General features: G+C 74.7%; 1 protein-coding gene. It reads right to left on the reverse strand.

Annotation, left to right across the window (positions count from 1 at the left end; genetic code table 11):
- Position 1: 1 nt before the first annotated feature.
- Complete coding sequence (locus ACWCXC_RS08335) at positions 2–23,980, reverse strand: non-ribosomal peptide synthase/polyketide synthase (RefSeq protein ID WP_450887456.1); 23,979 nt, start codon at positions 23,978–23,980, stop codon at positions 2–4.
- Positions 23,981–24,089 lie beyond the last annotated feature (109 nt).

Here is a 24,089-nt window from a genome sequence, read left to right on the forward strand (position 1 = left end):
GTCAGTCCTCCTGGTGGGCGGGGGTGGTGTCACCGGCGCGGCCGGTGGTGAGGGTGTCCGGTGCCGCGGGCGCGGCTCCGGTGGCTTCGGCGATGCGGGCGGCGAGGACCGGCCCGATCTGGGCGAGTGAGCCCGGCCGGGTCATGTGGTCGTGCCGGGTGGTGACCTCGTGGGACTCGATCCGGCCGGTGAGGTACGGGGCCCAGTGCTCCGGCCGGGCGTCGTTGGCCTCGCGGTCGATCGTGGAGTTGAAGAGCAGCAGGTCGCCGTGGTGCGTGCCGGGGACGAAGTCCACCGCCAGCTTCGAGTTGTTGATCATGATGTCGACGATCACCGCGACCTGCCGCTCGTTCAGCCCGGCCAGCGCGCTGCCGCGCCGGTCGAGGACTTCGGCGACCTCGGCGTAGGTGATCTCGCGGTCGCCCAGTTCGGCCGGGTCGACATCCAGCACCCCGACGAGCACGTCCCGCACGGTGGGCACCGGCTCGTCCGCGAGGCCCGCGTCCCTTACGGGGTAGGCGTCGAGGATGGCCAGCAGCGCCGTCCGCTCGCCGCGCGCGTGGAGTTCGCAGGCGAGCGCGTGGGCGATGAGCCCGCCGGCGGACCAGCCGAGCAGCAGGTAGGGGCCCTGCGGCTGGACCTTCTGGATGTGGTCGGCGTAGTCGGCGGCCATCTCCTCGTACGAGGCGGGCAGTTGCTCGGGCCGGCCGAGGCCGCGTGCCTGGAGGGCGTAGACCGGGTGCTGCGGGCCGAGGTGGTTGAGCAGTCCGCTGTACGACCAGCTGATGCCGCCGCCCGGGTGGACGCAGAACAGCGGGGTTCCCGTCCCGGTGGTGCGCAGCGGCAGCAGGACGTCGAGCGCGTCGTCCGGGTTGTTCATGGCCAGGCGTTCGGTGAGTCCGGCCACGGTCGGCGCCTCGAAGAGCATGCGCAGTCCCAGCTCCAGGCCGAGGGTCTCGCGGACCCGGGCGGCCAGCCGGGCGGCCAGCAGCGAGTGGCCGCCCAGGTCGAAGAAGCCGTCGTCGATGCCGACGTGCTCGCGGCCCAGGACTTCGGCGAACAGCCCGCAGAGCACTTGTTCCTGCGGGGTGCGCGGGCCGCGTCCTGCGCCCGCGGACCCGTACTCGGGAGCGGGCAGGGCCGCCCGGTCGAGCTTGCCGTTGGCCGTCAGGGGCAGCGCGTCCACGGTGACGAAGGCCGCCGGGACCATGTAGTCGGGCAGGTCGCGGCGGAGCCGGCCGGCCAGTTCGGCCGGTTCGGGCGCACTGCCGGGGGCCGCGACCAGGTAGGCGACGAGCCGCTTGTCGCCGGGCCGGTCCTCCCGGGCGACGACGGCCGCCTGGGCGACTCCGGGGCAGCCCGTCAGGACGGCCTCGATCTCGCCGGGTTCGATCCGCTGGCCGCGCAGCTTGACCTGGTGGTCGGCGCGGCCGGCGAACTCCAGGGTGCCGTCGGGGCGCCACCAGGCGAGGTCGCCGGTGCGGTACATCCGGCTCCCCTCCGGTCCGTACGGGTCGGCGGTGAAGCGCTCGGCCGTCAGTCCGGGCCGGCCGAGGTAGCCGCGGGCCACCCCCGTACCGGCGAGGTACAGCTCGCCGACCATGCCCACCGGCAGCGGTCGCAGCCGGTCGTCGAGGACGTAGGCGCGCATGTTGGCCATCGGTCCGCCGATCGGCACGGTGGCGGCGTTCTCGGGCAGGTCGTCGACGAGGTGGCGGGCGGCCAGGGTGGTGGCCTCGGTGGGTCCGTAGCCGTTGACCACCTGGATGCCGGGGCAGGCGGCGCGGACCCGGGCGACGGCGGCCGGGGAGACGACGTCGCCACCGGTCCACACCTCGCGCACCCCGGCGAGCAGCCCCGGGCGTTCCTCGGCGACGAGCCGGAAGAGCCCGGCGGTCAGCCAGAGTCCGGTGACCCCGCCCTCGGCGAGGGTGTGCTGGAGCAGGTCGAGATCGAGCTGCTCGGGCGGGGCGACGACGATCCGGCCGCCGTTCAGCAGCGGCACCCACAGCTCGTACGTCGACAGGTCGAAGGCCGTCGGGGAGTGCATCAGCACCCGCTCGTGGCCGCCGCCCCGCCATTCGGGAGTGAGGGCGAGACCGACGACGTCCTGGTGGGTGACGGCCACGCCCTTGGGCCGGCCGGTCGAGCCGGAGGTGTACATGATGTACGCCACCTGCTCGGGGACGCACGGCACATCGGCGGCCTCCCCGCCACCGTCCCCGGACTGCTCCAGGGCGGAGAGCACCTCCCGGGTGAGGACCAGGGCGGCTCCGCTCTCCCGCATGATCAGGTCGACGCGGGAGGCGGGGAAGCGCGCGTCGAGCGGTACGTAGGCGCCGCCCGCCCGGAGGATCGCCAGGATCGCCACGACGAGGTCCGCCGAGCGGTCCAGCAGGACGGCGACCGGGGTCTCGGGCCGCACCCCCTGCCGGACGAGCGCACCGGCCAGCCGGCCGGACCGCCGGTCCAGTTCGGCGTAGCTGAGCACGGTGTCGCCCGCCGTCACCGCGACCGCGTCCGGTGTGGCCCGGACCTGACGGGCGAACAGCTCGGTCACCGAGGCGTGCGGCAGGGGCGCGGCCGTGTCGTTGAACGCGTGCAGCAGCCGGTGGCGTTCGTCTCGGGACAGCAGGTCGATCGAGCCGATCGGCAGGTCCGGGTCGGTCACGGCGGCGCGCAGCAGCCGGACCCAGCGGGCGAACAGCGTCTCGACGGTTTCCGGGTCGTACAGATCGGTGGCGTACTCGACCGCGCCGAGGAGTCCGGCTGCGGCGCCGTCCGCGTGGAACCGCTCGGCCAGGCTGAAGGTCAGATCGACGCGGGCGGTGCCGGTGGGCGCCTCCACATGACCGGTCTCCAGCCCCGGCAGGGCGAAGTCGCCGAGCGGGGCGTTCTGGAGGGCCAGCATGATCTGGAACAGCGGGTGGTGGGCGAGCGAGCGCGCCGGGTTGGCGACCTCGACCAGGTACTCGAAGGGCACGTCCTGGTGGTCGTAGGCGGCGAGCGCCTTCTGCCGGACCCGTCCGAGCAGTTCGGCGAAGCCGGGGTCGCCCGCCGTGTCGGTGCGCAGCACCAGGGTGTTGACGAAGAAGCCGACGAGTTCGTCCAGGGCCTGGTCGGTGCGGCCGGCGATGGGGCTGCCGATCGGGATGTCCGTTCCGGCGCCGAGCCGGGTGAGCAGGGCGGCCAGACCGGCCTGGAGGACCATGAACATGCTGGCTCCGCGCGCGGTGGCCAGCTCGCGCAGCGCCTGGTGGAGTTCGGCGTCGATGCCGACCACGACCCGGCTGCCGCGCTGGGAGGCGACCGGCGGCCTGGGCCGGTCGGCCGCCGCCAGCACCTGCTGCGGGAGCCCCGTCAGCTCCTCCTTCCAGTAGGCGAGCTGGCGGGCGAAGAGGCTGTCCGGATCGTCGGTGTCGCCGAGCAGGTCGCGCTGCCAGCCGGTGTAGTCGGCGTACTGCACGGGCAGCGGGGTCCAGCCCGGCTCATCGCCCCGGCGGCGCGCCGCGTAGGCCGTCGCGAGGTCGGCGGAGAGGGGGCCCATGGACCAGCCGTCGGCGGCGATGTGGTGCACGACGACGAGGAGGACGTGCCGGTCGGGGGCGAGCGCGTACAGCTCGGCCCGTACGGGCGGTTCACCGGCCAGGTCGAAGCCGCGGCGGGCGGTCTCGGCCAGCCGCGCGGCCAGGGCGCTCTCCTCGATGCCGGTCACCGGGAGGGCGGGCCGGGCCCGGTCGGCGCTCAGCACGATCTGGTACGGCACGCCGTCGGTCTCGCGGAACACGGTCCGCAGGCTCTCGTGCCGGGCGACGACGTCGCCGAGCGCGGCGTGCAGGGCCGCACGGTCGAGTTCACCGGTCAGGGTCAGCGCCAGCGGCATGTTGTACGTGGCGCTCGGCCCGTCCATGCGGTGCAGGAACCACAGCCGGCGCTGCGCGAAGGACAGCTCGACCCGGGCGGGGCGCGGCCGGGCGGTCAGTGCGGGCCGTGCGGTGCCGGAGCCGTCGAGGCGGGCGGCGAGCGCGGCCACGGTCGGTGCCTCGAACAGGGTGCGGACCTCCAGCTCCGCACCGAGCGTCGCCCGCACCCGGGCGGCGAGACGGGTGGCGAGCAGGGAGTGCCCGCCGAGGTCGAAGAAGCTGTCGTCGACCCCGACCCGGGCCAGGCCGAGCACGTCGGCGAAGAGGGCGGCCAGGAGCTGTTCCTGCGGGGTGCGCGGGGCCCGCCCGGCGACGGCCGGGCCGAGGTCCGGGGCGGGCAGCGCGCGCCGGTCGAGCTTGCCGCTGGCCGTCAGCGGCAGCGCGTCCAGCGCCACGAACGCGGACGGGACGAGGTAGTCGGGCAGCCGTCCGCCCAGCCATTCCCGGAGGTCCCCGAGGAGTGCCCCGGTGCCCCTGGCGGCGGTGGGCCGGTTGGTGAGCGAGGCGACCGGGCGGGCGGCGCCGACGGTCCGGTACGGCTCGACGGGGGCGCCGCGCTCGGTTCCGGGACCGACGAGGACCACGTCCAGGGCGTCGGGCACGGTGGCCGACCAGGTGACGGAGACCCGGCGGCCGTGGGCGAGGCCCAGAGTGTGGAACTCCTCCGGGTCGGGGAGGCCGCCCTCCTCGGGGGCGTGCAGCCGCTCGACGAGTGCGGTCAGCGGGGTGTCGCCGGCGTGCAGGTCCCGGGCGAGTGCGGCTTCCCGGGCGACGCGGCCGTTGGGGACACCGGTGATCCGCAGGGTGCCGGCCGGTTCGGCGGCGAGCAGGTCCCGCAGTTCGGCGGTGCCGCCGATGTGCCGCCCCCAGACCAGCTCGGTGGTGCCCGCAGGGTCCTCGGCCGGGGCGGCGGGGGTCTTGCGCAGGGTCACGTCGTAGCGGTAGCGGGTCAGTTCGTTGTGGTGGTGGCCGCGCTTGATCTCGATGTCCACGGCCGCGATGTCCGCGCCCCGGTCGCGCAGGACGGTGAAGAGGTCGGGGTCGACCAGGAGTTCCTTCTCGACCCGGACGGTCTGTTCGACCGCGCGGCGTACCTCCGCGAGACCGGTGGCGTCGTCGGCCCGGTGCAGGTGGACGGCGGTGGCCAGGGAGCGCAGGAGACGCAGGTTGCGGACGTCGCCGACGAAGAGGGCGCCACCGGGGGCCAGGAGCCCCATGAGCCGTTCGACGACGTCCACGAGGTAGTCGGCGGACGGGAAGTACTGCACCACCGAGTTGATGACGATGGTGTCGAAGCGGCCTGCGGGCAGTCCCTCGGTGTCGTGTGCCGGGCGGGTCTGGAGGTGGACACGGTCCGCCAGGTCCGCCCGCCCGGCGACCTGCGCGGTGAGCGCGTCGATCGCGGTGGCGGAGAAGTCGGTGGCCCAGTAGGACGCGCAGTGCGGCGCGATCTGCGAGAGCAGGAGTCCGGTGCCGACCCCGACCTCCAGGACCCGGCGCGGGTTCAGCTCCAGGATGCGGGCCACGGTGGCGTCCCGCCATTCCCGCATCTGCTCGACGGGGATCGGGCCGCCGTCGTAACTGCTGTTCCAGCCCACGAAGTTCTGCCCGAACGCCGCCTCCTCGGGGGCGATGGGCAGGGCGTCGTAGATGTCCTGCCACTCGCCCACGTGGTCGGCTTCCACGGCGTCGTCCCGGTCGGTGTCCCGGTACGGGACGACATAGCCGACGAGCCGGTCGTCCTGGGCGAGGACGACGGCGCGGTCGACGGCGGGGTGGTCGGTGAGCGCGGCCTCGATCTCGCCGGGCTCGACGCGGAAGCCGCGCACCTTGACCTGGTCGTCGGCGCGGCCGGCGTACTCCAGCTCACCGGAGGCGAGCCAGCGCACCAGGTCTCCGGTGCGGTACATCCGCTCGCCGTGGGCGAAGGGGCTGGCGACGAACCGTCCGGCGGTGAGGCCGGGCCGGTTCAGATAGCCGCGCGCCAGACCGGCGCCCGCGACGTACAGCTCGCCGGCGACGCCCGGCGGTACCGGCCGGAGCCGGTCGTCCAGGACGTACACCCGGGCGTTGGCGATCGGACGGCCGATGGGCGGGACGCCGGAGCCGGGGGCGAGCGGGTCGCTCATGGTCGCGCAGACGGTGGTCTCCGTCGGCCCGTACGCGTTGATCATGCGCCGGCCGCCCGCCCAGCGGTCCACCAGCTCCGGCGGGCACGCCTCACCGGCGACCACGAGGGTGGACACGGTCACCGAGCCGTCGGGCACGGCGGCCAGGACGGACGGGGGCACCGTCGCGTGGGTGACCCGCAGGCCGGGATCGGTCAGCGCGGACAGCGGTTCGGCGGCCGGAGGCAGCACGAGGGCGGCGCCGCTCAGCAGGGCGGTGCAGATCTCGGAGACCGAGGCGTCGAAGCTGGGCGAGGCGAACTGGAGGACCCGGCTGCCGGGTTCGATCGCGAAGCGCTCGATCTGCGCGGAGACGAGGCTCGCCACGCCGCTGTGGCTGACGACGACGCCCTTGGGACGGCCGGTGGAGCCGGAGGTGTAGATCACGTACGCCGGGTGCCGCACATCGAGAGCCACCCGAGGAGCGCTCGTCGGCCACTCCCCCGCGTCCACCACCGACGGATCGTCCACCACCAGCACCGGCCGCGCGTCCTCCAGCATGTACGCGATCCGCGCCTTCGGATACGACGGATCGACCGGCAGATACGCCGCCCCCGCCTTCAGCACACCCAACACCGCGACCACCGACTCCACCGAACGCGGCAACGCCACCGCCACCACCCGCTCGGGACCCACCCCACGAGCCATCAACGCATGCGCGAACCGGTTCGCCCACGCGTCCAACTCCCGATACGTCAACTCCCTCCCGTCACCCACCAACGCGACCGCATCGGGCGTCGCCGCCACCTGCGCGGCGAAGGCGTGCGGGACGGGGACGGACGCCACCTCGCGGGCGGTCGCGTTGCCGCGTTCCAGCAACTGGTGCCACTCCTCGGCGTCGAGGAGGTCGATGCGCCCGATGGGCCGGGCGGGGTCGGCGGTGACCGCTTCCAGGAGCAGGACCCAGCGCCGGACCAGGGCCTCGACGGTCGTGCGGTCGAACAGGTCGGTGGCGTACTCCACCGCGCCGGCGATTCCCGCGGGCGTGCCGTCCGGGGCGAACCGCTCGGCCAGGCTGAAGCCGAGGTCGAACTTGGCTGTGCGGGTCGCCACCGCGCGGGTGTCCACGTCCAGTCCGGGCAGCGAGAACCGGCCCATCGGGGCGTTCTGCACGGCGAGGACGGTCTGGAACAGCGGGTGGTGCGAGAGCGACCGCGAGGGGTTGAGCACCTCGACCAGGTGCTCGAAGGGCACGTCCTGGTGGGCGTACGCGGACAGGGCCGTCTCCCGCACCCGGCCCAGGAGTTCGGCGAAGCTCGGATCGCCGCTGGTGTCGGTGCGCAGCACCAGCGTGTTCACGAAGAACCCGACCAGATCGTCGAGCGCCTCATCGGTACGACCCGCGATCGGACTCCCGATCGGAATGTCCGTCCCCGCACCCAGCCGCGTGTACAACGCGGCCAACGCCGCCTGGAGCACCATGAACAGACTCGCGCCCGAACGCCGCGCCACGCCCGCGAGCGCGGCGTGCAGCTCCGGGGTCAGTTCGAGCCCGACGTGGTCGCCGTGCCGGCCCGCGACGGCCGGGCGGGGCCGGTCGGTGGGCAATGGGAGCAGATCGGGAAGACCGGCGAGCTGGTGCTTCCAGTAGCCGAGCTGTTCGGCGAAGCGGCTCTCCGGGGCGGCGGGGTCACCGAGGAGTTCGCGCTGCCACAGGGTGTAGTCGGCGTACTGGACGGGCAGCCGGGACCAGTCGGGGTCCCGGTGCTCGCAGCGGGCGGCGTACGCCTCCGCGAGGTCGCGGGCGAGGGGCCCGGTGGACCAGCCGTCGCCGGCGATGTGGTGCATCACCAGGAGCAGGACGTGCTCGTCGGGCGCGAGGGCGAACAGTTCGGCCCGCAGCGGCAGGTCCGTGGACAGGTCGAAGGGCCGCTGGGCGGACTCGGCCAGCCGCTCGGGCAGTTCGGCGGACGTGGTCGCGGTCCGCGTGAGCGGGGGCCGGGCCCCGGCCGGGTCCAGGACGCGCTGGCACGGGACGCCGTCGCGTTCCCGGAACACCGTCCGCAGGCTCTCGTGCCGGGCCACCACATCGGCCAGTGCCCCCTCCAGGGCGTCCCGGTCGAGCGTTCCGGTGAGCTGGAGGGAGAGCGGGATGTGGTAGGTCGCGCCCTCCCCGTCCATGCGGTGCAGGAACCAGAGGCGGCGCTGCGCGAAGGAGAGCGGCACCGCGTCGGGCCGCTGCCGCACGGTCAGCGCCGGGCGGGCGCGGCCGGCCTCCGAGAGCGCCCGTGCCAGGCCCGCCACCGTGGGCGTCCGGAACAGGGCGCGCAGCCCCAGCTCCACGCCGAGCGCCGAACGCACCCGTGCGACCAGCCGGGTGGCGAGCAGGGAGTGCCCGCCCAGCTCGAAGAAGTCCTCGTCCACCCCGGCCCGGGGCAGCCCCAGCACCTCCGCGAACAACGCGCACAGGATCTGCTCCTGCGGCGTACGCGGAGCCCGGCCCACCCCCACCGCGGCGGCCTCCGGAGCCGGCAGCGCCGCCCGGTCCAGCTTCCCGTTCGGCGTCAACGGCAGCACGTCCAGCACCACGAACGCGGACGGGACGAGGTAGTCGGGGAGCCGGTCGCGCAGGTGCGCGGCCAGGTCCTCGGGGCTCACGGCGGTTCCGGGGCGGGGCACGGCGTAACCGATGAGCCGGTCGTCCCGGGCGAGGACGGCGGCGCGGGCGACGTCGGGGTGTTCGGCCAGCGCGGCCTCGATCTCGCCGAGTTCGACGCGGAAGCCGCGCACCTTGACCTGGTCGTCGGCGCGGCCGAGGTACTCCAGCTCGCCGTCGGTCCGGCGGCGCACCACGTCCCCGGTGCGGTACATCCGCTCGCCGTGGGCGAAGGGGCTGGCGACGAACCGTCCGGCGGTGAGGCCGGGCCGGTTCAGATAGCCGCGCGCCAGGCCGGGCCCGGCGACGTACAGCTCGCCGGCGACGCCCGGCGGGACGACGCGCAGCCGGGCGTCCAGGACGTGGACGCGGAATCCGGCGACGGCCCGGCCGATGGGCGGGACGCCGGAGCCGGGGGCGAGCGGGTCGCTCATGGTCGCGCAGACGGTGGTCTCCGTCGGCCCGTACGCGTTGATCATGCGCCGGCCGTCGGCCCACCGCGCGACCAGCTCGGGCGGGCACGCCTCACCGGCGACCACGAGGGTGCCGACGGTGAGGTCGGCGCTTTCCAGGGCCGCCAGGGCGGAGGGCGGGAGGGTCACATGGGTGACGTCCAGCCGGCGGTCGGTCAGCGCCTCCAGCGGGTCGGCGGCCGGTGCGAGGACCAGGGCGGCTCCGGTGAGCACGGCGCTGCACAGGTCCCAGAAGGACGCGTCGAAGCTGGGCGAGGCGAACTGGAGGACCCGGCTGCCGGGTTCGACGCCGAGCCGTTCCGCCTGGGCGGCCACCAGGCCGGACACGCCGCTGTGGCTGACGACGACGCCCTTGGGACGGCCGGTGGAACCGGAGGTGTAGATCACGTACGCCGGGTGCCGCACATCGAGAGCCACCCGAGGAGCGCTCGTCGGCCACTCCCCCGCGTCCACCACCGACGGATCGTCCACCACCAGCACCGGCCGCGCGTCCTCCAGCATGTACGCGATCCGCGCCTTCGGATACGACGGATCGACCGGCAGATACGCCGCCCCTGCCTTCAGCACACCCAACACCGCGACCACCGACTCCACCGAACGCGGCAACGCCACCGCCACCACCCGCTCGGGACCCACCCCACGAGCCATCAACGCATGCGCGAACCGGTTCGCCCACGCGTCCAACTCCCGATACGTCAACTCCCTCTCGTCACCCACCAACGCGACCGCATCGGGCGTCGCCGCCACCTGCGCGGCGAGCAGGGTCGGCAGGGTGTCGCCGGCCGTCGTGGGGGCCGGGGCGGGCAGCAGGTCCCGCCGCTCCGCGTCGGTGAGCAGATCCACCTCGCTGATCGGCAGGTCCGGGTCGGCGGCGACGGCGGCGAGCAGCCGGGTCCAGCGGCCGACCAGGGCCTCGACCGTGGCCGGGTCGAACAGGTCGGTGCTGTATTCCACGGCGCCGCTGATCCCGGCGGGGGCGCCGTCGGGGCCGTGTTCCTCCGCGAGGCCGAAGGTCAGGTCGAGCCGTGCGGTCTCGGTGGGGAGCGGGACTCCCGACACCCGCAGTCCGGGGAGGGCGAAGTCGCCGCCGGGGGCGTTCTGCACGACCAGTCCGGTCTGCACGAGCGGGTGGTGCGAGAGCGACCGCGAGGGGTTGAGCACCTCGACCAGGTGCTCGAAGGGCACGTCCTGGTGGGTGTACGCGGACAGGGCCGTCTCCCGCACCCGGCCCAGGAGTTCGGCGAAGGTGGGGTCGCCGCTGGTGTCGGTGCGCAGCACCAGCGTGTTCACGAAGAACCCGACCAGATCGTCGAGCGCCTCGTCGGTACGCCCCGCGATCGGACTCCCGATCGGAATGTCCGTCCCCGCACCCAGCCGCGTGTACAACGCGGCCAACGCCGCCTGGAGCACCATGAACAGACTCGCGCCCGAACGCCGCGCGAGCCGGGCGAGGGAGGCGTGCAGTCCGGCGTCGATGCGCAGTTCCCGCAGGCCGCCGCCGTAGGACATCACGGCCGGGCGGGGCCGGTCGGCGGGCAGCTGGAGCTGCTCGGGGAGCCCGGCCAGCGTCTCCTTCCAGTACGCGACCTGGCGGGCGAAGAGGCTGTCGGGGTCGTTCTCGTCGCCCAGGATCTCGTGCTGCCACAGGGTGTAGTCGGCGTACGTGACGGGCAGCGGCGGCCAGGCGGGGACGCCGCCGCGCCGCCGGGTGGTGTAGGCGGTGGCGAGGTCGCGGGCGAGCGGGCCCATGGACCAGCCGTCGCCGACGATGTGGTGCATCACCAGGAGCAGGACGTGCTCGTCCGGGGCGAGAGCGAGGAGCTCCGCGCGCAGCGGGACGTCGGAGGAGAGGTCGAAGCCGCGCACCGCCGCCTCGCGCAGCAGGGCCGGCACCTCGGCCTCGCCCGCCGGGCGGACGGTCAGCGGGACGGCGGCCTCGGCCGGGTCCAGCACCCGCTGGTGCGGGATGCCGGCGACCTGCGGGAAGACCGTGCGCAGCGTCTCGTGCCGGGCGACCACGTCAGCGAGCGCGGCGCTCAGCGCGGCCCGGTCGAGGTCGCCGGAGAGCCGCAGGGCGAGCGGCATGTGGTACGTGGCGCTGGGGGCGCCGAACTGCTGGAGGAACCAGAGCCTGCGCTGGGCGAACGACAGCGGCATCGGTTCGCGGCGGGGACGCGGGACCAGGGCCTGCCGCGCGGTGGCGGCGTCACGGAGTCCGGCGGCGAGCCCGGCGGGTGTCGGCGTACGGAACAGCGCCCGCAGGTCCAGCTCGACGCCGAGGGCGGCGCGGACCCGGGAGACGAGCCGGGTGGCGAGCAGGGAGTGCCCGCCCAGCTCGAAGAAGTCCTCGTCCACCCCGGCCCGGGGCAGCCCCAGCACCTCCGCGAACAACGCGCACAGGATCTGCTCCTGCGGCGTACGCGGAGCCCGGCCCACCCCCACCGCGGCGGCCTCCGGAGCCGGCAGCGCCGCCCGGTCCAGCTTCCCGTTCGGCGTCAACGGCAACGCCTCCAGCACCACGAACGCGGACGGGACCATGTAGTCGGGGAGCAGGGTCCGCAGATGGGCGGCGAGCACGGGGGCCGTGGCCGGTTCCTGGGCCGACGGCACGACGTAGGCGACGATCCTGGTCTCGTTCCGCTCCTCGCGGGCGAGTACGGCGGCCTGGGCGACGCCCGGGTGTGCGGTCAGCTCGGCCTCGATCTCGCCGGGTTCGATGCGGAAGCCGCGCACCTTGACCTGGTGGTCGACGCGGCCGGCGAACTCCAGCTCGCCGTCGGCGCGCCAGCGGACCAGGTCGCCGGTGCGGTACATCAGCGCGCCGGGCGGGCCGTACGGGTCGGCGACGAAGCGGGAGGCGGTGAGGCCGGGCCGGTTCAGATAGCCGCGCGCCAGGCCGGCGCCCGCGAGATACAGCTCTCCCAGGACACCGGGGGCCACCGGTCGCAGCGCCGCGTCCAGCACATAGGTGCGGCAGTTGTCGACGGGGCGGCCGATCGGGACCGGCTGCGGGCAGTCGGCCGGGTCGTCCGGCAGTGCGTAGGCGGTGATCACATGGGTCTCGGCGGGACCGTAGTGGTTGTGCAGGGCGCGGTGGCCCGGCCGGCGGTCCTGGAGCCGGCGCAGGGCTCCGCCCAGCCGCATCGCCTCGCCGGCCTGGGCGACGACCCTCAGGTGCGGCAGGTCGAGACCGGCCTCGTCGGCCGCCTCGGCGACGGCCTCGATCACCAGGTCGGGCGCGAACAGCTCCCCGACCTCGTGCCGGTCCAGCCAGTGGGCGAACAGTTCGGCGCTGCGCCGCTGCTCCTCGGTCGGCACGACAAGGGTCTTGCCGTACAGCAGCGCGGACAGGGTCTCCTGCACGGAGACGTCGAAGCTGATCGCGGTGAACTGCGCGGTGCGGGTGCCGGGTGCGCCGCCGATGGTGCGGTGGTGCCAGTCGAGCAGGTTCAGCAGACCGGAGGCGGGCATCACCACGGCCTTGGGGCGGCCGGTGGAGCCCGATGTGTAGATGACGTACGCCGGGTGGCGCGGGTCGACGGCGGTGTCCGGGTCGTGGTCCGGCAGGTCCTCCTCGGGGAGCACGTCCGCCGGGTCGTCCAGGACGACGGCGGGCCGGGCGTCGTCGAGCATGTACGCGATGCGGGCGGCCGGATAGCCGGGGTCGACCGGGAGGTACGCGGCGCCCGTCTTGAGGACAGCGAGCACGGCGACGACGAGTTCGGCGGAGCGCGGCAGCCGCAGGGCGACGAGCCGCTCCGGGCCGACACCGCGCGCGATCAGCGCGTGGGCGAGGCGGTTGGCCCGGCGGTTCAGTTCGCGGTACGTGAGGACGGTGTCCTCGAAGACGACCGCCGGGGCGTCCGGGGTCTCCCGGACCCGGGCCGCGAACAGGCCGGGCAGGGAGCCGGAGGGCACCGGGCACGCGGTGTCGTTGCGCGTGACCAGCAGGTCGTGGCGTTCCTCCGGAGTGAGCACGTCGATCCGGCTCAGCGGGCGGTCCGGGTCGGCGGCGACCTCGGCGAGGAGCCGCAGCCAGCGGGCAACGAGGGTCTCGACCGTGGCGGGGTCGAACAGGTCGGTGCTGAATTCGACGCGTCCGGTGATGCCCTCGGCCGTGCCGCCGCCGGAGCGCTCCAGCAGGTGGAAGCCCAGGTCGAACATGGCCGTGGGGGTCCGGACGAGCAGGACCTCGGAGCGCAGGCCGGGCAGGGCGAACGCGGTGCGGGGCACGTTCTGCAGGGCGAGCAGCACCTGGAACAGCGGCTGGCGGGCGAGCGACCGGGACGGGTTGAGGGCTTCGACGACGTGCTCGAAGGGCAGGTCCTGATGGGCGTAGGCCCCGAGCGCGTCCTCCCGGACCCGGACCAGCAGGTCGGCGAAGGTCGGGTCGCCGCTGGTGTCGGTGCGCAGCACCAGCGTGTTCACGAAGAAGCCGACGAGATCGTCCAGGGCCTCGTCGGTGCGTCCGGCGATCAGGCTGCCGACGGGGATGTCGCTGCCGGCGCCGAGCTTGGACAGCAGGGCGGCCAGGGCGGCCTGGAGGACCATGTAGACGCTGGACCCGTGGGCGCGGCCCAGCCGTACGAGCGCCGCGTGCAGTTCCGCGTCCAGTTCGACGGGGAGCTGTCCGCCCCGGTGGGTGGGGACCGCGGGGCGGGCCCGGTCGGCCGGCAGCGGGATCTGCTCGGGCAGCCCGGTGAGTTTCCGCGTCCAGTAGGCGGTCTGGCGGCGGGACTCGCTGTCGGGGTCGTCGCGGTCCCCGAGGATCCGGTCGTGCCACAGGGTGTAGTCGGCGTACTGCACGGGCAGCGGCGCCCGGTCCGGCTCCGCGCCCCGGCGGCGCGCCTCGTAGGCGGTGGCCAGATCGGCGGCGAGCGGGGCCAGGGACCAGCCGTCCCCGGCGATGTGGTGGAGCACCAGGAGCAGGACGTGCTCGTCGGGGGCGAGGGCGAACAGCTCGGCGCGCAGCGGGGGTTCGGTGGCGAGGTCGAAGCCGCGGGCGGCGGCGCCGGCCAGCAGCGCGGGCAGCGCGTCCTCGTCGGCCGGGGTGACCGGCAGTACCGGCCGTACCGCTCCGGCGTCCAGCACCCACTGGTAGGGGGTGCCGTCGGAGGCGGGGAAGACGGTGCGCAGGGTCTCGTGCCGGTCGACGAGGTCGCCCAGGGCCTCGGTCAGGGCCGCGTGGTCCAGGGGACCGGAAAGCCGCCAGGCGAGCGGCATGGTGTAGACGGAGTGGGTGTCCTCCAGTTGCCGCAGGAACCACAGGCGGCGCTGCGCGGCGGACAGGGGCAGCCGTTCGGGTCGGGTGGCGGGGGCGAGGGCGGGGCGGGCCTGCCCGGCGGCGTCGAGACCGGCGGCCAGCCCGGCGACGGTCGGGGTGCGGAACAGCGTGTGCAGGGCCAGTTCGACGCCCAGCGTGGTGCGGACCCGGGCGACCAGGCGGGTGGCGAGCAGGGAGTGCCCGCCCAGGTCGAAGAAGTCGTCGTCCACGCCGACCCGGGGCAGCCCCAGGACTTCGGCGAACAGCCCGGCCAGCACGTGTTCCTGGGGGGTACGCGGCTCACGGCCGGCCCCGGTGGCGGCGGCGTCGGGTTCGGGCAGGGCGCGCCGGTCGAGTTTGCCGTTGGCGTTCAGCGGCAGCGTGTCGAGGGGGACGAAGGCGGCGGGCACCATGTAGTCCGGCAGCCGCTCGCGCAGATGGGCCCGCAGCTCCTCGGGGCGGAGTTCGGCGCCCGGCGCGGGCACCGGGTAGGCGACGAGGCGGGGGTCGTGCCCCCGGTCCTCGCGGACGACGACGGCGGCCCTGCGGACCTTCGGATGCTCGGTGAGCGCGGCCTCGATCTCGCCGAGTTCGATGCGGAAGCCGCGGACCTTGACCTGGTCGTCGGTGCGGCCGAGGAAGTGCAGATGTCCGTTGGTGCCCCAGCGGACCAGGTCGCCGGTGCGGTACATCCGGGTGCCCGCGGGGCCGTAGGGGTCGGCGACGAAACGGCCGGCGGTGAGCCCGGGGCGGTGGAGGTAGCCGCGTCCCAGGCCCGCTCCGGCGATGTACAGCTCGCCGGGCACGCCCAGGGGGACGGGGCGCAGGGCGGCGTCGAGGACGTGCAGCCGGACGCCGGTGATCGGCCGGCCGATCACCTCGTGCGGGCTGGAGTCCAGTGTCGCGACGACGGAGTCCACGGTGCATTCGGAGGGGCCGTAGCAGTTGAGCGCGGCCACCCCGTCGGTGGTGCGCAGCCGTTCCCACAACTGCTCCGGGACGGCCTCGCCGCCCAGCCCGATGCCGATCGGCCGCTCCAGCAGGCCGTGTTCGACGAGGACCTGGAGGTAGGAGGGGGTGCCGCCGATGAAGTCCAGTCCGGTGCGGGCCGCGTGGGCGACGGCGGCGTCCGGGTCGGTCCAGGTCTGCTCGTCGAGGACGTGCAGCTCGTGGCCGGCGAAGAGCGCGAGAAGCTGGTCGCAGGAGGCGTCGAAGGACACCGAGGTGGTGAGGGCGATCCGCCGGGGCTCCCCGGACGGCCGGGCGAGGAAGGTCCGGCGGTGGTGGGCGAACAGGTTGAGCAGACCGCCGTGCGTGGCCACGACGCCCTTGGGGCGGCCGGTGGAGCCGGAGGTGTAGATGACGTAGACGGGGTGGGCCGGGTCGATCACCGTCCCGGGGTCGGTGGCCGGGCGGTCCGCGAGGCGCGCGGCCGTCGCCTCGTCGTCCAGGACCAGCCAGGAGGCGGACGCGGTCTCCGGGAGGGCGCTCCGGGTCCGGGTGTCGGTCAGGCCGAGGGTGGGCCGGGCGTCGTCCAGGAGGTAGGCGATGCGCGCCTCGGGATAGGCGGGGTCGACCGGCACGTACGCCGCGCCGGACTTCATGACCGCGAGGATCGCCACGACCAGTTCCGCCGACCGGGGCAGCGCCACGGCCACCAGACGCTCCGGACCCGCCCCCCGGGCGATCAGCTCGTGCGCCAGCCGGTTGGCCCGCTCATCCAGCTCCGCGTACGTCCACGACGCATCCGGCCCCACCACCGCCACCGCGTCCGGACCCTCCGCCACCCGCGCACGGAACACCTCCGGCAGGCACTCGCCCCCCGCCTCGGCCTCCGGACCGCTGCCCAGAGCCGTCAGCGCCGCGGTCTCCTCGGCGGCGAGGAGGCCGTATCGGCTGAGCGGGCGTGCCGGGTCGGTGACGGCGGCGCGCAGCAGGCGCACCCAGCGCGTGACCATCAGGGCGACGGTGGCCGGGTCGTAGAGGTCGCTCGCGAACTCGACGTAGCCGTCGATCCCCTCCGGGGTGCCGTCGTCGCCGTGCCGTTCGGACAGGGTGACGACCAGGTCGAGCTTGGCGGTGGTCGTGGTGAGCGGCATCTCGGCGGTGCGCAGACCGGACGGGGCGAAGTCGGCCCGGGGGGTGTTCTGGAGGACCAGCATCACCTGGAACAGCGGGTGGTGGGCCAGTGAGCGGGCCGGGTTCAGCACCTCGACCAGATACTCGAAGGGAAGGTCCTGGTGGGCGTATCCGGCGAGGGAGGTGTCCCGGACCCGGCCGAGCAGTTCGCCGAACGTGGGGTCGCCGGAGGTGTCGGTGCGGAAGACCAGGGTGTTGACGAAGTAGCCGACGAGGTCGTCCAGCGCCTCGTCGGTGCGGCCGGCGACGGGGCTGCCGACCGGGATGTCGTCGCCGGCGCCGAGCTTGCTGAGCAGCGCGGCGAGACCGGCCTGGAGCACCATGAACAGACTGGTGCCGTGGGTCCGGGCCAGTTCCCGCAGCCCGGCGTGGAGTTCGGCGTCCAGCCCGGCGGGCACGAAGCCGCCCCGGTGGGTGGCGACGGCCGGGCGGGGGCGGTCGGTGGGCAGTTCGAGGCGCTCGGGGAGCCCGGCGAGCTGCCGGGTCCAGTAGGCCGCCTGTCCGGCGAGGAGGCTGTCGGGGTCGGTGGCGTCGCCCAGGAGCGCGTGCTGCCAAAGGGTGTAGTCGGCGTACTGGACGGGCAGCCCCGCCCAGTCCGGTGCCTCGCCCCGGCAGCGGGCCGCGTAGGCGGTCGTCAGGCCCTGGGTGAGCGGGCCGAGCGACCAGCCGTCCCCGGCGATGTGGTGCAGCACCAGCTGGAAGACGTGCTCGTCGGGGGCGAGCGCGAACAGCTCGGCGCGCAGCGGGGGTTCGTCGGCCAGGTCGAAGGGGCGGGCCTTGGCACGCTCCAGCAGCGCGGGCAGCTCTTCCTCGGTCGCGGGGCTCACCCGCAGGACCGGGCGGGACGTCCCCGGGTCCAGGATCAGCTGGTGGGGCGTCCCGCCCACCGACGGGAAGACGGTGCGCAGGCTCTCGTGCCGTGCGCTCAGGTCCGCGAGGGCGGCCTCCAGGGCGGGGCGGTCCAGCGGGCCGGAGAGCCGCCAGGCCGGGGCGATGTGGTAGGTGCTGCCGGCTCCCTCCAACTGGTGCAGGAACCAGAGCCGCCGCTGCGCGAAGGAGAGCGGGACCGTCTGGGGCCGGGAGCGGGGGGTCAGCGCCTGCTGGGCGGTGCGGGCGCCCGCGAGGGCGGCGGCGACACCGGCCGGCGTCGGGGTCTCGAAGAGGGTGCGCAGCTCCAGCTCCACGCCGAGGGTGGCGCGGACCCGGGCGGCGAGCCGGGTGGCGAGCAGCGAGTGCCCGCCGAGGTCGAAGAAGCTGTCGTCGGCGCCGGTCTCGGTCACGCCCAGGACCTCGGCGAACAGCTCGCACAGGACCTGTTCCCGGGCCGTGCGCGGGGCGCGTCCGGCCCCGGCGGGGGCGAGATCGGGCTCCGGCAGGGCCCGCCGGTCGAGTTTGCCGTTGCCGGTGAGCGGCAGGGCCTCCAGGGTGACGAACGCGGCCGGCACCATGTGCTCCGGCAGCCGCTCGCGCAGGGCCGCCCGCAGGGCGGACGGGCGGGGCGCGGCGCCGGGGGCGGGCACCAGATAGGCGACGAGCCGGGTGTCGTCGGCGCGGTCCCGGCGGGCGACCACGGCGGCCTGGGCGACGTCCGGGTGGCCGAGCAGTCCGGCCTCGATCTCCCCGAGTTCGATGCGGAAGCCGCGGACCTTGACCTGCTGGTCGGCGCGGCCGACGTAGTGCAGTCCGCCGTCCTCGGCGCGGCGGACGACGTCGCCGCTGCGGTACATCCGGTCCCCCGGCGCGCCGAACGGGTCGGCGACGAACCGGCCGGCGGTCAGGGCGGGCCGGTCCAGATAGCCGCGCGCCAGGCCGGCCCCGGCGACGTACAGCTCCCCGGGCACGCCCGGCGGCACCGGGCGCAGACCGCTGTCGAGGACATATGTCCGCAGGTCCGGGAGGGCGGTGCCGATCCGGCCGGCGGGGGCCGGGGCGCGGTCGAGCGCGGCGTGCGTGACGTGCACGGTGGTCTCGGTGATGCCGTACATGTTGACCAGGCGCGGGGCGTCCTCGGGGTGGCGCTCGTACCAGCTCGCGAGCCGGGCGTGCTCCAGCGCCTCGCCGCCGAACACCACGGTGCGCAGGGCGAGACGGCGCCCGGTCTCCGGGTCCTCCTCGTCGGCGCGCATCAGCGGGTAGAAGGCGGACGGTGTCTGGTTGAGGACGGTGACGCCCTCGCGGGCGAGGAGTTCCAGGAAGCGGCCGGGGGCGCGGCTGGTCGCGTGGTCGACGACCACCAGCCGGCCGCCGTACAGCAGCGCGCCCCACAGCTCCCAGACGGAGAAGTCGAAGGCGTAGGAGTGGAAGAGGGTCCACACGTCGTCGGCGGTGAAGCCGAACAGGTCCTCGGTGGTGTCGAAGAGGCGCACCACGTTGCGGTGCGGGACGACGACGCCCTTGGGGTTGCCGGTGGAGCCGGAGGTATGGATGACGTACGCGGCGTGGGCGGGGTCGACGCGCAGCTCCGGGTCGGTCGCGGGGTACGCGTCGAGTCCGGCGGTGTCCAGCGGCAGCCGTTCCACGCCGTCGGCTCCGGGCAGTTCGCCGGTGGCGCCCGTGGTCACGAGCAGCGAGGGCCGGGTGTCGGCCAGCAGATAGGCGATACGGGCGGCGGGGTAGCCCGGGTCCACGGGGACGTAGGCGGCGCCCGCCTTGAGCACGGCGAGGACGGCCACGACCAGGTCGGCCGAGCGGGGCAGGGCCAGGGCGACCAGGTCCTCGGGGCCCGTGCCGCGTGCGATCAGGGCGTGCGCGAGCCGGTTGGCGCGGGCGTTCAGCTCCCCGTAGGTCAGCCGGGTCCCGCCGTCCGTGACCGCGACGGCGGCCGGGTTCTCCCGCACGCGTCGTTCGAACAGGGTGGTGAGGGAGGCGTCGGGGAGTTTCCGGGCGGGGGCCTGGGGGGCGGGGAGCAGCGCGCGGAGTTCGTCGCCGGACAGCAGGTCGACGCGGCCGACGCGCCGGCCCGGATCGGCGGCGACGGCGCGCAGCAGCCGCAGCCAGCGCTCCACGATCGAGGACGCGGCGGGGGCGTCGAACAGGTCGGTGCTGTACTCCAGGACGCCGGTGAGCCCGTCGGGCCGCTCGGCCAGGACGAACGTCAGATCGCACTTGGCCGTGCCGGTGGGGACGAGATCGGCGGCCACGGTCAGCCCCGGCAGGTCGAACGCGCCGAGCGGGGCGTTCTGCAGGGTCAGCATCGTCTGGAAGAGCGGGTGGTGCGCCAGGGTCCGGGACGGGTTGAGCGCCTCGACCAGATGCTCGAAGGGGACGTCCTGGTGGGCGTACGCGGCGAGCGCGTCGGCGCGCACCCGGCCCAGCAGTTCGCTGAACGACGGATCGCCGGACAGATCGGTGCGCAGCACCAGCGTGTTGACGAAGAAGCCGACGAGGTCGTCCAGCGCCTCGTCGGTGCGTCCGGCGACGGGGGTGCCGACGGGGATGTCGGTGCCGGCGCCGAGCTTGTGCAGCAGGGCGGCCAGTCCGGCCTGGAGGACCATGAACAGACTGGTGCCGTGGGTGCGGGCGATCTCCCGCAGGCCCTGGTGCAGTTCCGCGTCGATGTGCAGCGGGAGCTGGGCGCCCCGGTAGCTCATCACCGCGGGCCGGGGCCGGACGAAGGGCAGTTCCAGCTGGGCGGGGAGGTCCGCGAGCCGGTCCCGCCAGTAGGCGAGCTGGGTGTTCAGCAGGCTGTCCGGGTCGCCGCCGTCGCCGAGCAGGGCGTGCTGCCAGAGGGTGTAGTCGGCGTACTGGACGGGCAGCGGCGACCACTGCGGTGCCGCGCCCCGGGTGCGGGCGGCGTAGGCGGTCGCCAGGTCCCGGGAGAGGGGCGCGGTGGACCAGCCGTCTCCGGCGATGTGGTGCACCGCCAGGAGCAGGACGTGCTCCTCGGGGCCGACGCGGAACAGCTCGGTGTGCAGCGGCGGTTCCTGGGCGAGGTCGAAGTCGTGCCGGGCCGCTTCCGCCAGCCGCTCCGTCAGCGCGGATGCGGCGACCTCGGTGAGGCGCGGCCGGGGCCGGGCCGCCTCGGCGTCCAGCACCCGCTGGTACGGCACGCCGTCGGCGGTCGGGAAGACGGTCCGCAGGCTCTCGTGGCGTTCCACCACGTCCGCGAGGGCGACGCGGAGGGCCGGTACGTCGAGGTGTCCGGACAGCCGCAGGGCGAGCGGGATGGTGTACGTGGCGCCGGAGCCCTCCATGCGGTCCAGGAACCAGAGGCGGCGCTGCGCGGAGGAGAGCGGAACCGTTTCCGGCCGGTCGTGTGCGGTGAGGGCGGGGCGGGCCCGGCCGGCCACGTCCACGGCGGCGGCCAGTCCGGCGACGGTCGGTGCGTCGAACAGGTCGCTGAGGCGCAGTTCCACGCCGAGGATCCCCCGGGCGCGGGCGACCAGGCGGGTGGCGAGCAGGGAGTGGCCACCGAGGTCGAAGAAGCTCTCGTCGGCGCCGACCTCGGACACCCCGAGGAGTTCGGCGAACAGCCCGGCCAGGAGGCGTTCGGTGGTGGTGCGCGGGGTGCGGCCGGGGGCGGCGGTCCGGTGCTCCGGTGCGGGCAGGGCGCGCCGGTCGAGTTTGCCGTTCGGGGTGAGCGGCAGGGTGTCCAGGACCATGAACGCGGCGGGCACCATGTGCGCGGGGAGCCGTTCGCGCAGATGGTCGCGGAGTTCGTCGCCGGTCACCCGCGTTCCCGGGGCGGGCACGGCGTAGCCGACGAGCCGGGGTTCCCCGTCGGTCCGCAGGACGACGGCGGCCCGGACGATCCGGGGGTGCTCGGCGAGGACGTTCTCGATCTCGCCGAGTTCGACGCGGAAGCCGCGCACCTTGACCTGGTCGTCGGTGCGGCCGAGGAAGACGAGGGTGCCGTCCGCGTCCCGGCGGACCAGGTCGCCGGTGCGGTACATCCGGGCACCCGGAGGGCCGAACGGGTCCGCGACGAACCGGCCGGCGCTGAGCCCGGGGCGGTTCAGATAGCCGCGCGCCAGCCCGGCCCCGGCGATGTACAGCTCACCCGGGGTTCCGGCCGGCTGCGGGCGCAGCGCGCTGTCGAGCACATACGTCCGGGCCCGGGTGACCGGCCGGCCGATGACCGGGCGCGGACCGGTGTCCAGGTCCGCGACCACGGAGTTGACGGTGCATTCGGAGGGTCCGTAGAGGTTGAGGCAGGTCACAGCGTCGGCGTCGCGCAGCGCCTCCCAGAGCTTCTCGGGGACGGCCTCGCCGCCCACCGCCACGGTCGTCGGGCGGCGCCCGGGGTCCGCGAGCAGTCCGTGGGCCAGCAGGACCTGGAGGTAGGACGGGGTCGCTTCGACGACGTCGATCCGGTGGTCGGCCGCGTAGCGCACGAAGGCGTCCGGGTCGGTCCAGGTGGCGTGGTCGGGGACGTGGAGTTCATGGCCGGCGAAGAGGGCGAGCAGTTGGTTCCAGGAGGCGTCGAAGGACACCGAGGTGGTCAGCGCCACCCGCAGCCGCCGGTCCTCGCCGTCGCCCCGCCGTGCGTACACCCGGCGCAGATCGGCGAAGAGGTTGAGCAGGCCGCCGTGGGTCGGGGTGACGCCCTTGGGGCGGCCGGTGGAGCCGGAGGTGTAGATGACGTACGCGGGGTGGGCCGGGTCGATCACCGCCCCGGGGTCGGTGGCCGGGCGGTCCGCGAGGCGCGCGGCCGTCGCCTCGTCGTCCAGGACGAGCCGCCTCGCATCCGCTTCCCCGGGCAGCCGGGCGGCGGAGGCGGTGTCGGTGACCACCAGGGCGGGGCGGGCGTCGTCCAGGAGGTAGGCGATGCGCGCCTCGGGATAGGCGGGGTCGACCGGCACGTACGCCGCGCCGGACTTCATGACCGCGAGGATCGCCACGACCAGTTCCGCCGACCGGGGCAGCGCCACGGCCACCAGACGCTCCGGACCCGCCCCCCGGGCGATCAGCTCGTGCGCCAGCCGGTTGGCCCGCTCATCCAGCTCCGCGTACGTCCACGACGCATCCGGCCCCACCACCGCCACCGCGTCCGGACCCTCCGCCACCCGCGCACGGAACACCTCCGGCAGGCACTCGCCCCCCGCCTCGGCCTCCGGACCGCTGCCCAGAGCCGTCAGCGCCGCGGTCTCCTCGGGCGCCATGAGCTCGATACGGCCGACGGCGCGGTCCGGGTCGCAGTCGGCGACGGTGTCGAGGAGGGCGAGCAGCCGTTCCTGGTGCGCGGCGAGGGCGTCGTCGCCGTGGGCCTCGGGTGCTCCGTGCAGGCGCAGGAGCGGGGGGTTGCCGTCGCGGTAGTCGAAGACCCAGACCGCGAGGTCGGTGGTCGAGCCGGAGACGAAGTGGTGGACGTCGGCGGGGTGCCCGGCGAAGGTGGGGCGGGCGTTGAAGGCCATGATGTTGACGATCAGCGGGAACGCGGTGCCGATGCCGCCGGGGGCGCCGAGGTCGCGCAGCAGGTCCTCGCTGCGGTAGCGCTCGTGCGCGACGGCGGCGTCGACCTCACGGGCCGTCTGCGCGAGGAGTTCGCGCCAGGTCATCCCGGGGCGCACGGTCAGCCGCAGGGGCACGACGTTGGACAGGGTGCCGGGGACTGCCGTCAGGTCACGTGCGGCGCCCCGGCGGGCGGGGACGGGCAGGGCGAGCACCACGTCCTGGGCGCCGCTGAGCCGGTGGGCGTAGAGCGCGGTCGCGGCGACGACGACGCGCGACCAGCGGACCCCCGCCCGGCCGGCCGCCTCGCGCAGTGCGCCGGCGCTGCGCAGCGGCCGTTCCTCGGCCACGCGCAGGCTGCGGTGGGGGTCGGTGACGGCGGGGTCGCCGAGCCGGGTGGCGGCGGGCAGGTCGGCGAAACGTTCGGTCCAGTAGGCGCGGTCGGCGGTGAAGTCGGCGGAGGACCGGTAGGCGGTGTCGCTGTCGACCAGATCGCTCAGGGGGCCGAAGGGGCAGGGCGGAACGGCGCTTCCCTCGGCCAGCGCCGAGTACACCTCACCGAGCCGCTGCCGGACCATGGAGCTGCTGATCGCGTCGAGCACGATGTGGTGGTAGGTGAGGTACCAGAGGTACTCGGTGGCCGAGAGCCGGATCAGCGCATGGCCGAACAGCGGATCACGGGTGAGGTCCAGCGGGCGGGCGAGGTCCCGTTCCATCCAGGCCAGGGCGGCCGCCCGGGGGTCGGACTCGGTGGCGAGGTCGAGATGGGCGGGCTCCCAGTCCCAGCTCTCGCGCAGGATCTGGCGGGGGTCGTCGCCATCGTCCGCGAAGGTGACGTGCAGGGCGTCGACCTCGTGCACGACCCGGCGGAGCGCGGTGTCGAACAGCGCGCGGTCGACGGGGCCGTGGATCGCCAGGCACTCTCCGACCCGGTAGCCGGGGATCGGCGTGCGCGAGCCCTGCTCGGCCAGCCAGATCTCCCGCTGGGCGGCGGTCAGGGGCAGGACGTCGCCGTCGCGACGGGACATGGGGGTACCTCCAGGGAAGTGAACAAGGTGAGGGCGCAGGGCAGGCCGGACCGGGCCGGCCGCGGTGATGTCACGCGGCGGGCCGGCGGTGCGGCGTTCTCTGCGGGGG

The organism is Streptomyces sp. NPDC001515, from assembly GCF_053597115.1.

Excerpts from the sequence above, each read along its gene's own strand:
- ACWCXC_RS08335 (WP_450887456.1), bottom strand. The coding sequence starts at position 23,980 with ATGTCCCGTCGCGACGGCGACGTCCTGCCCCTGACCGCCGCCCAGCGG.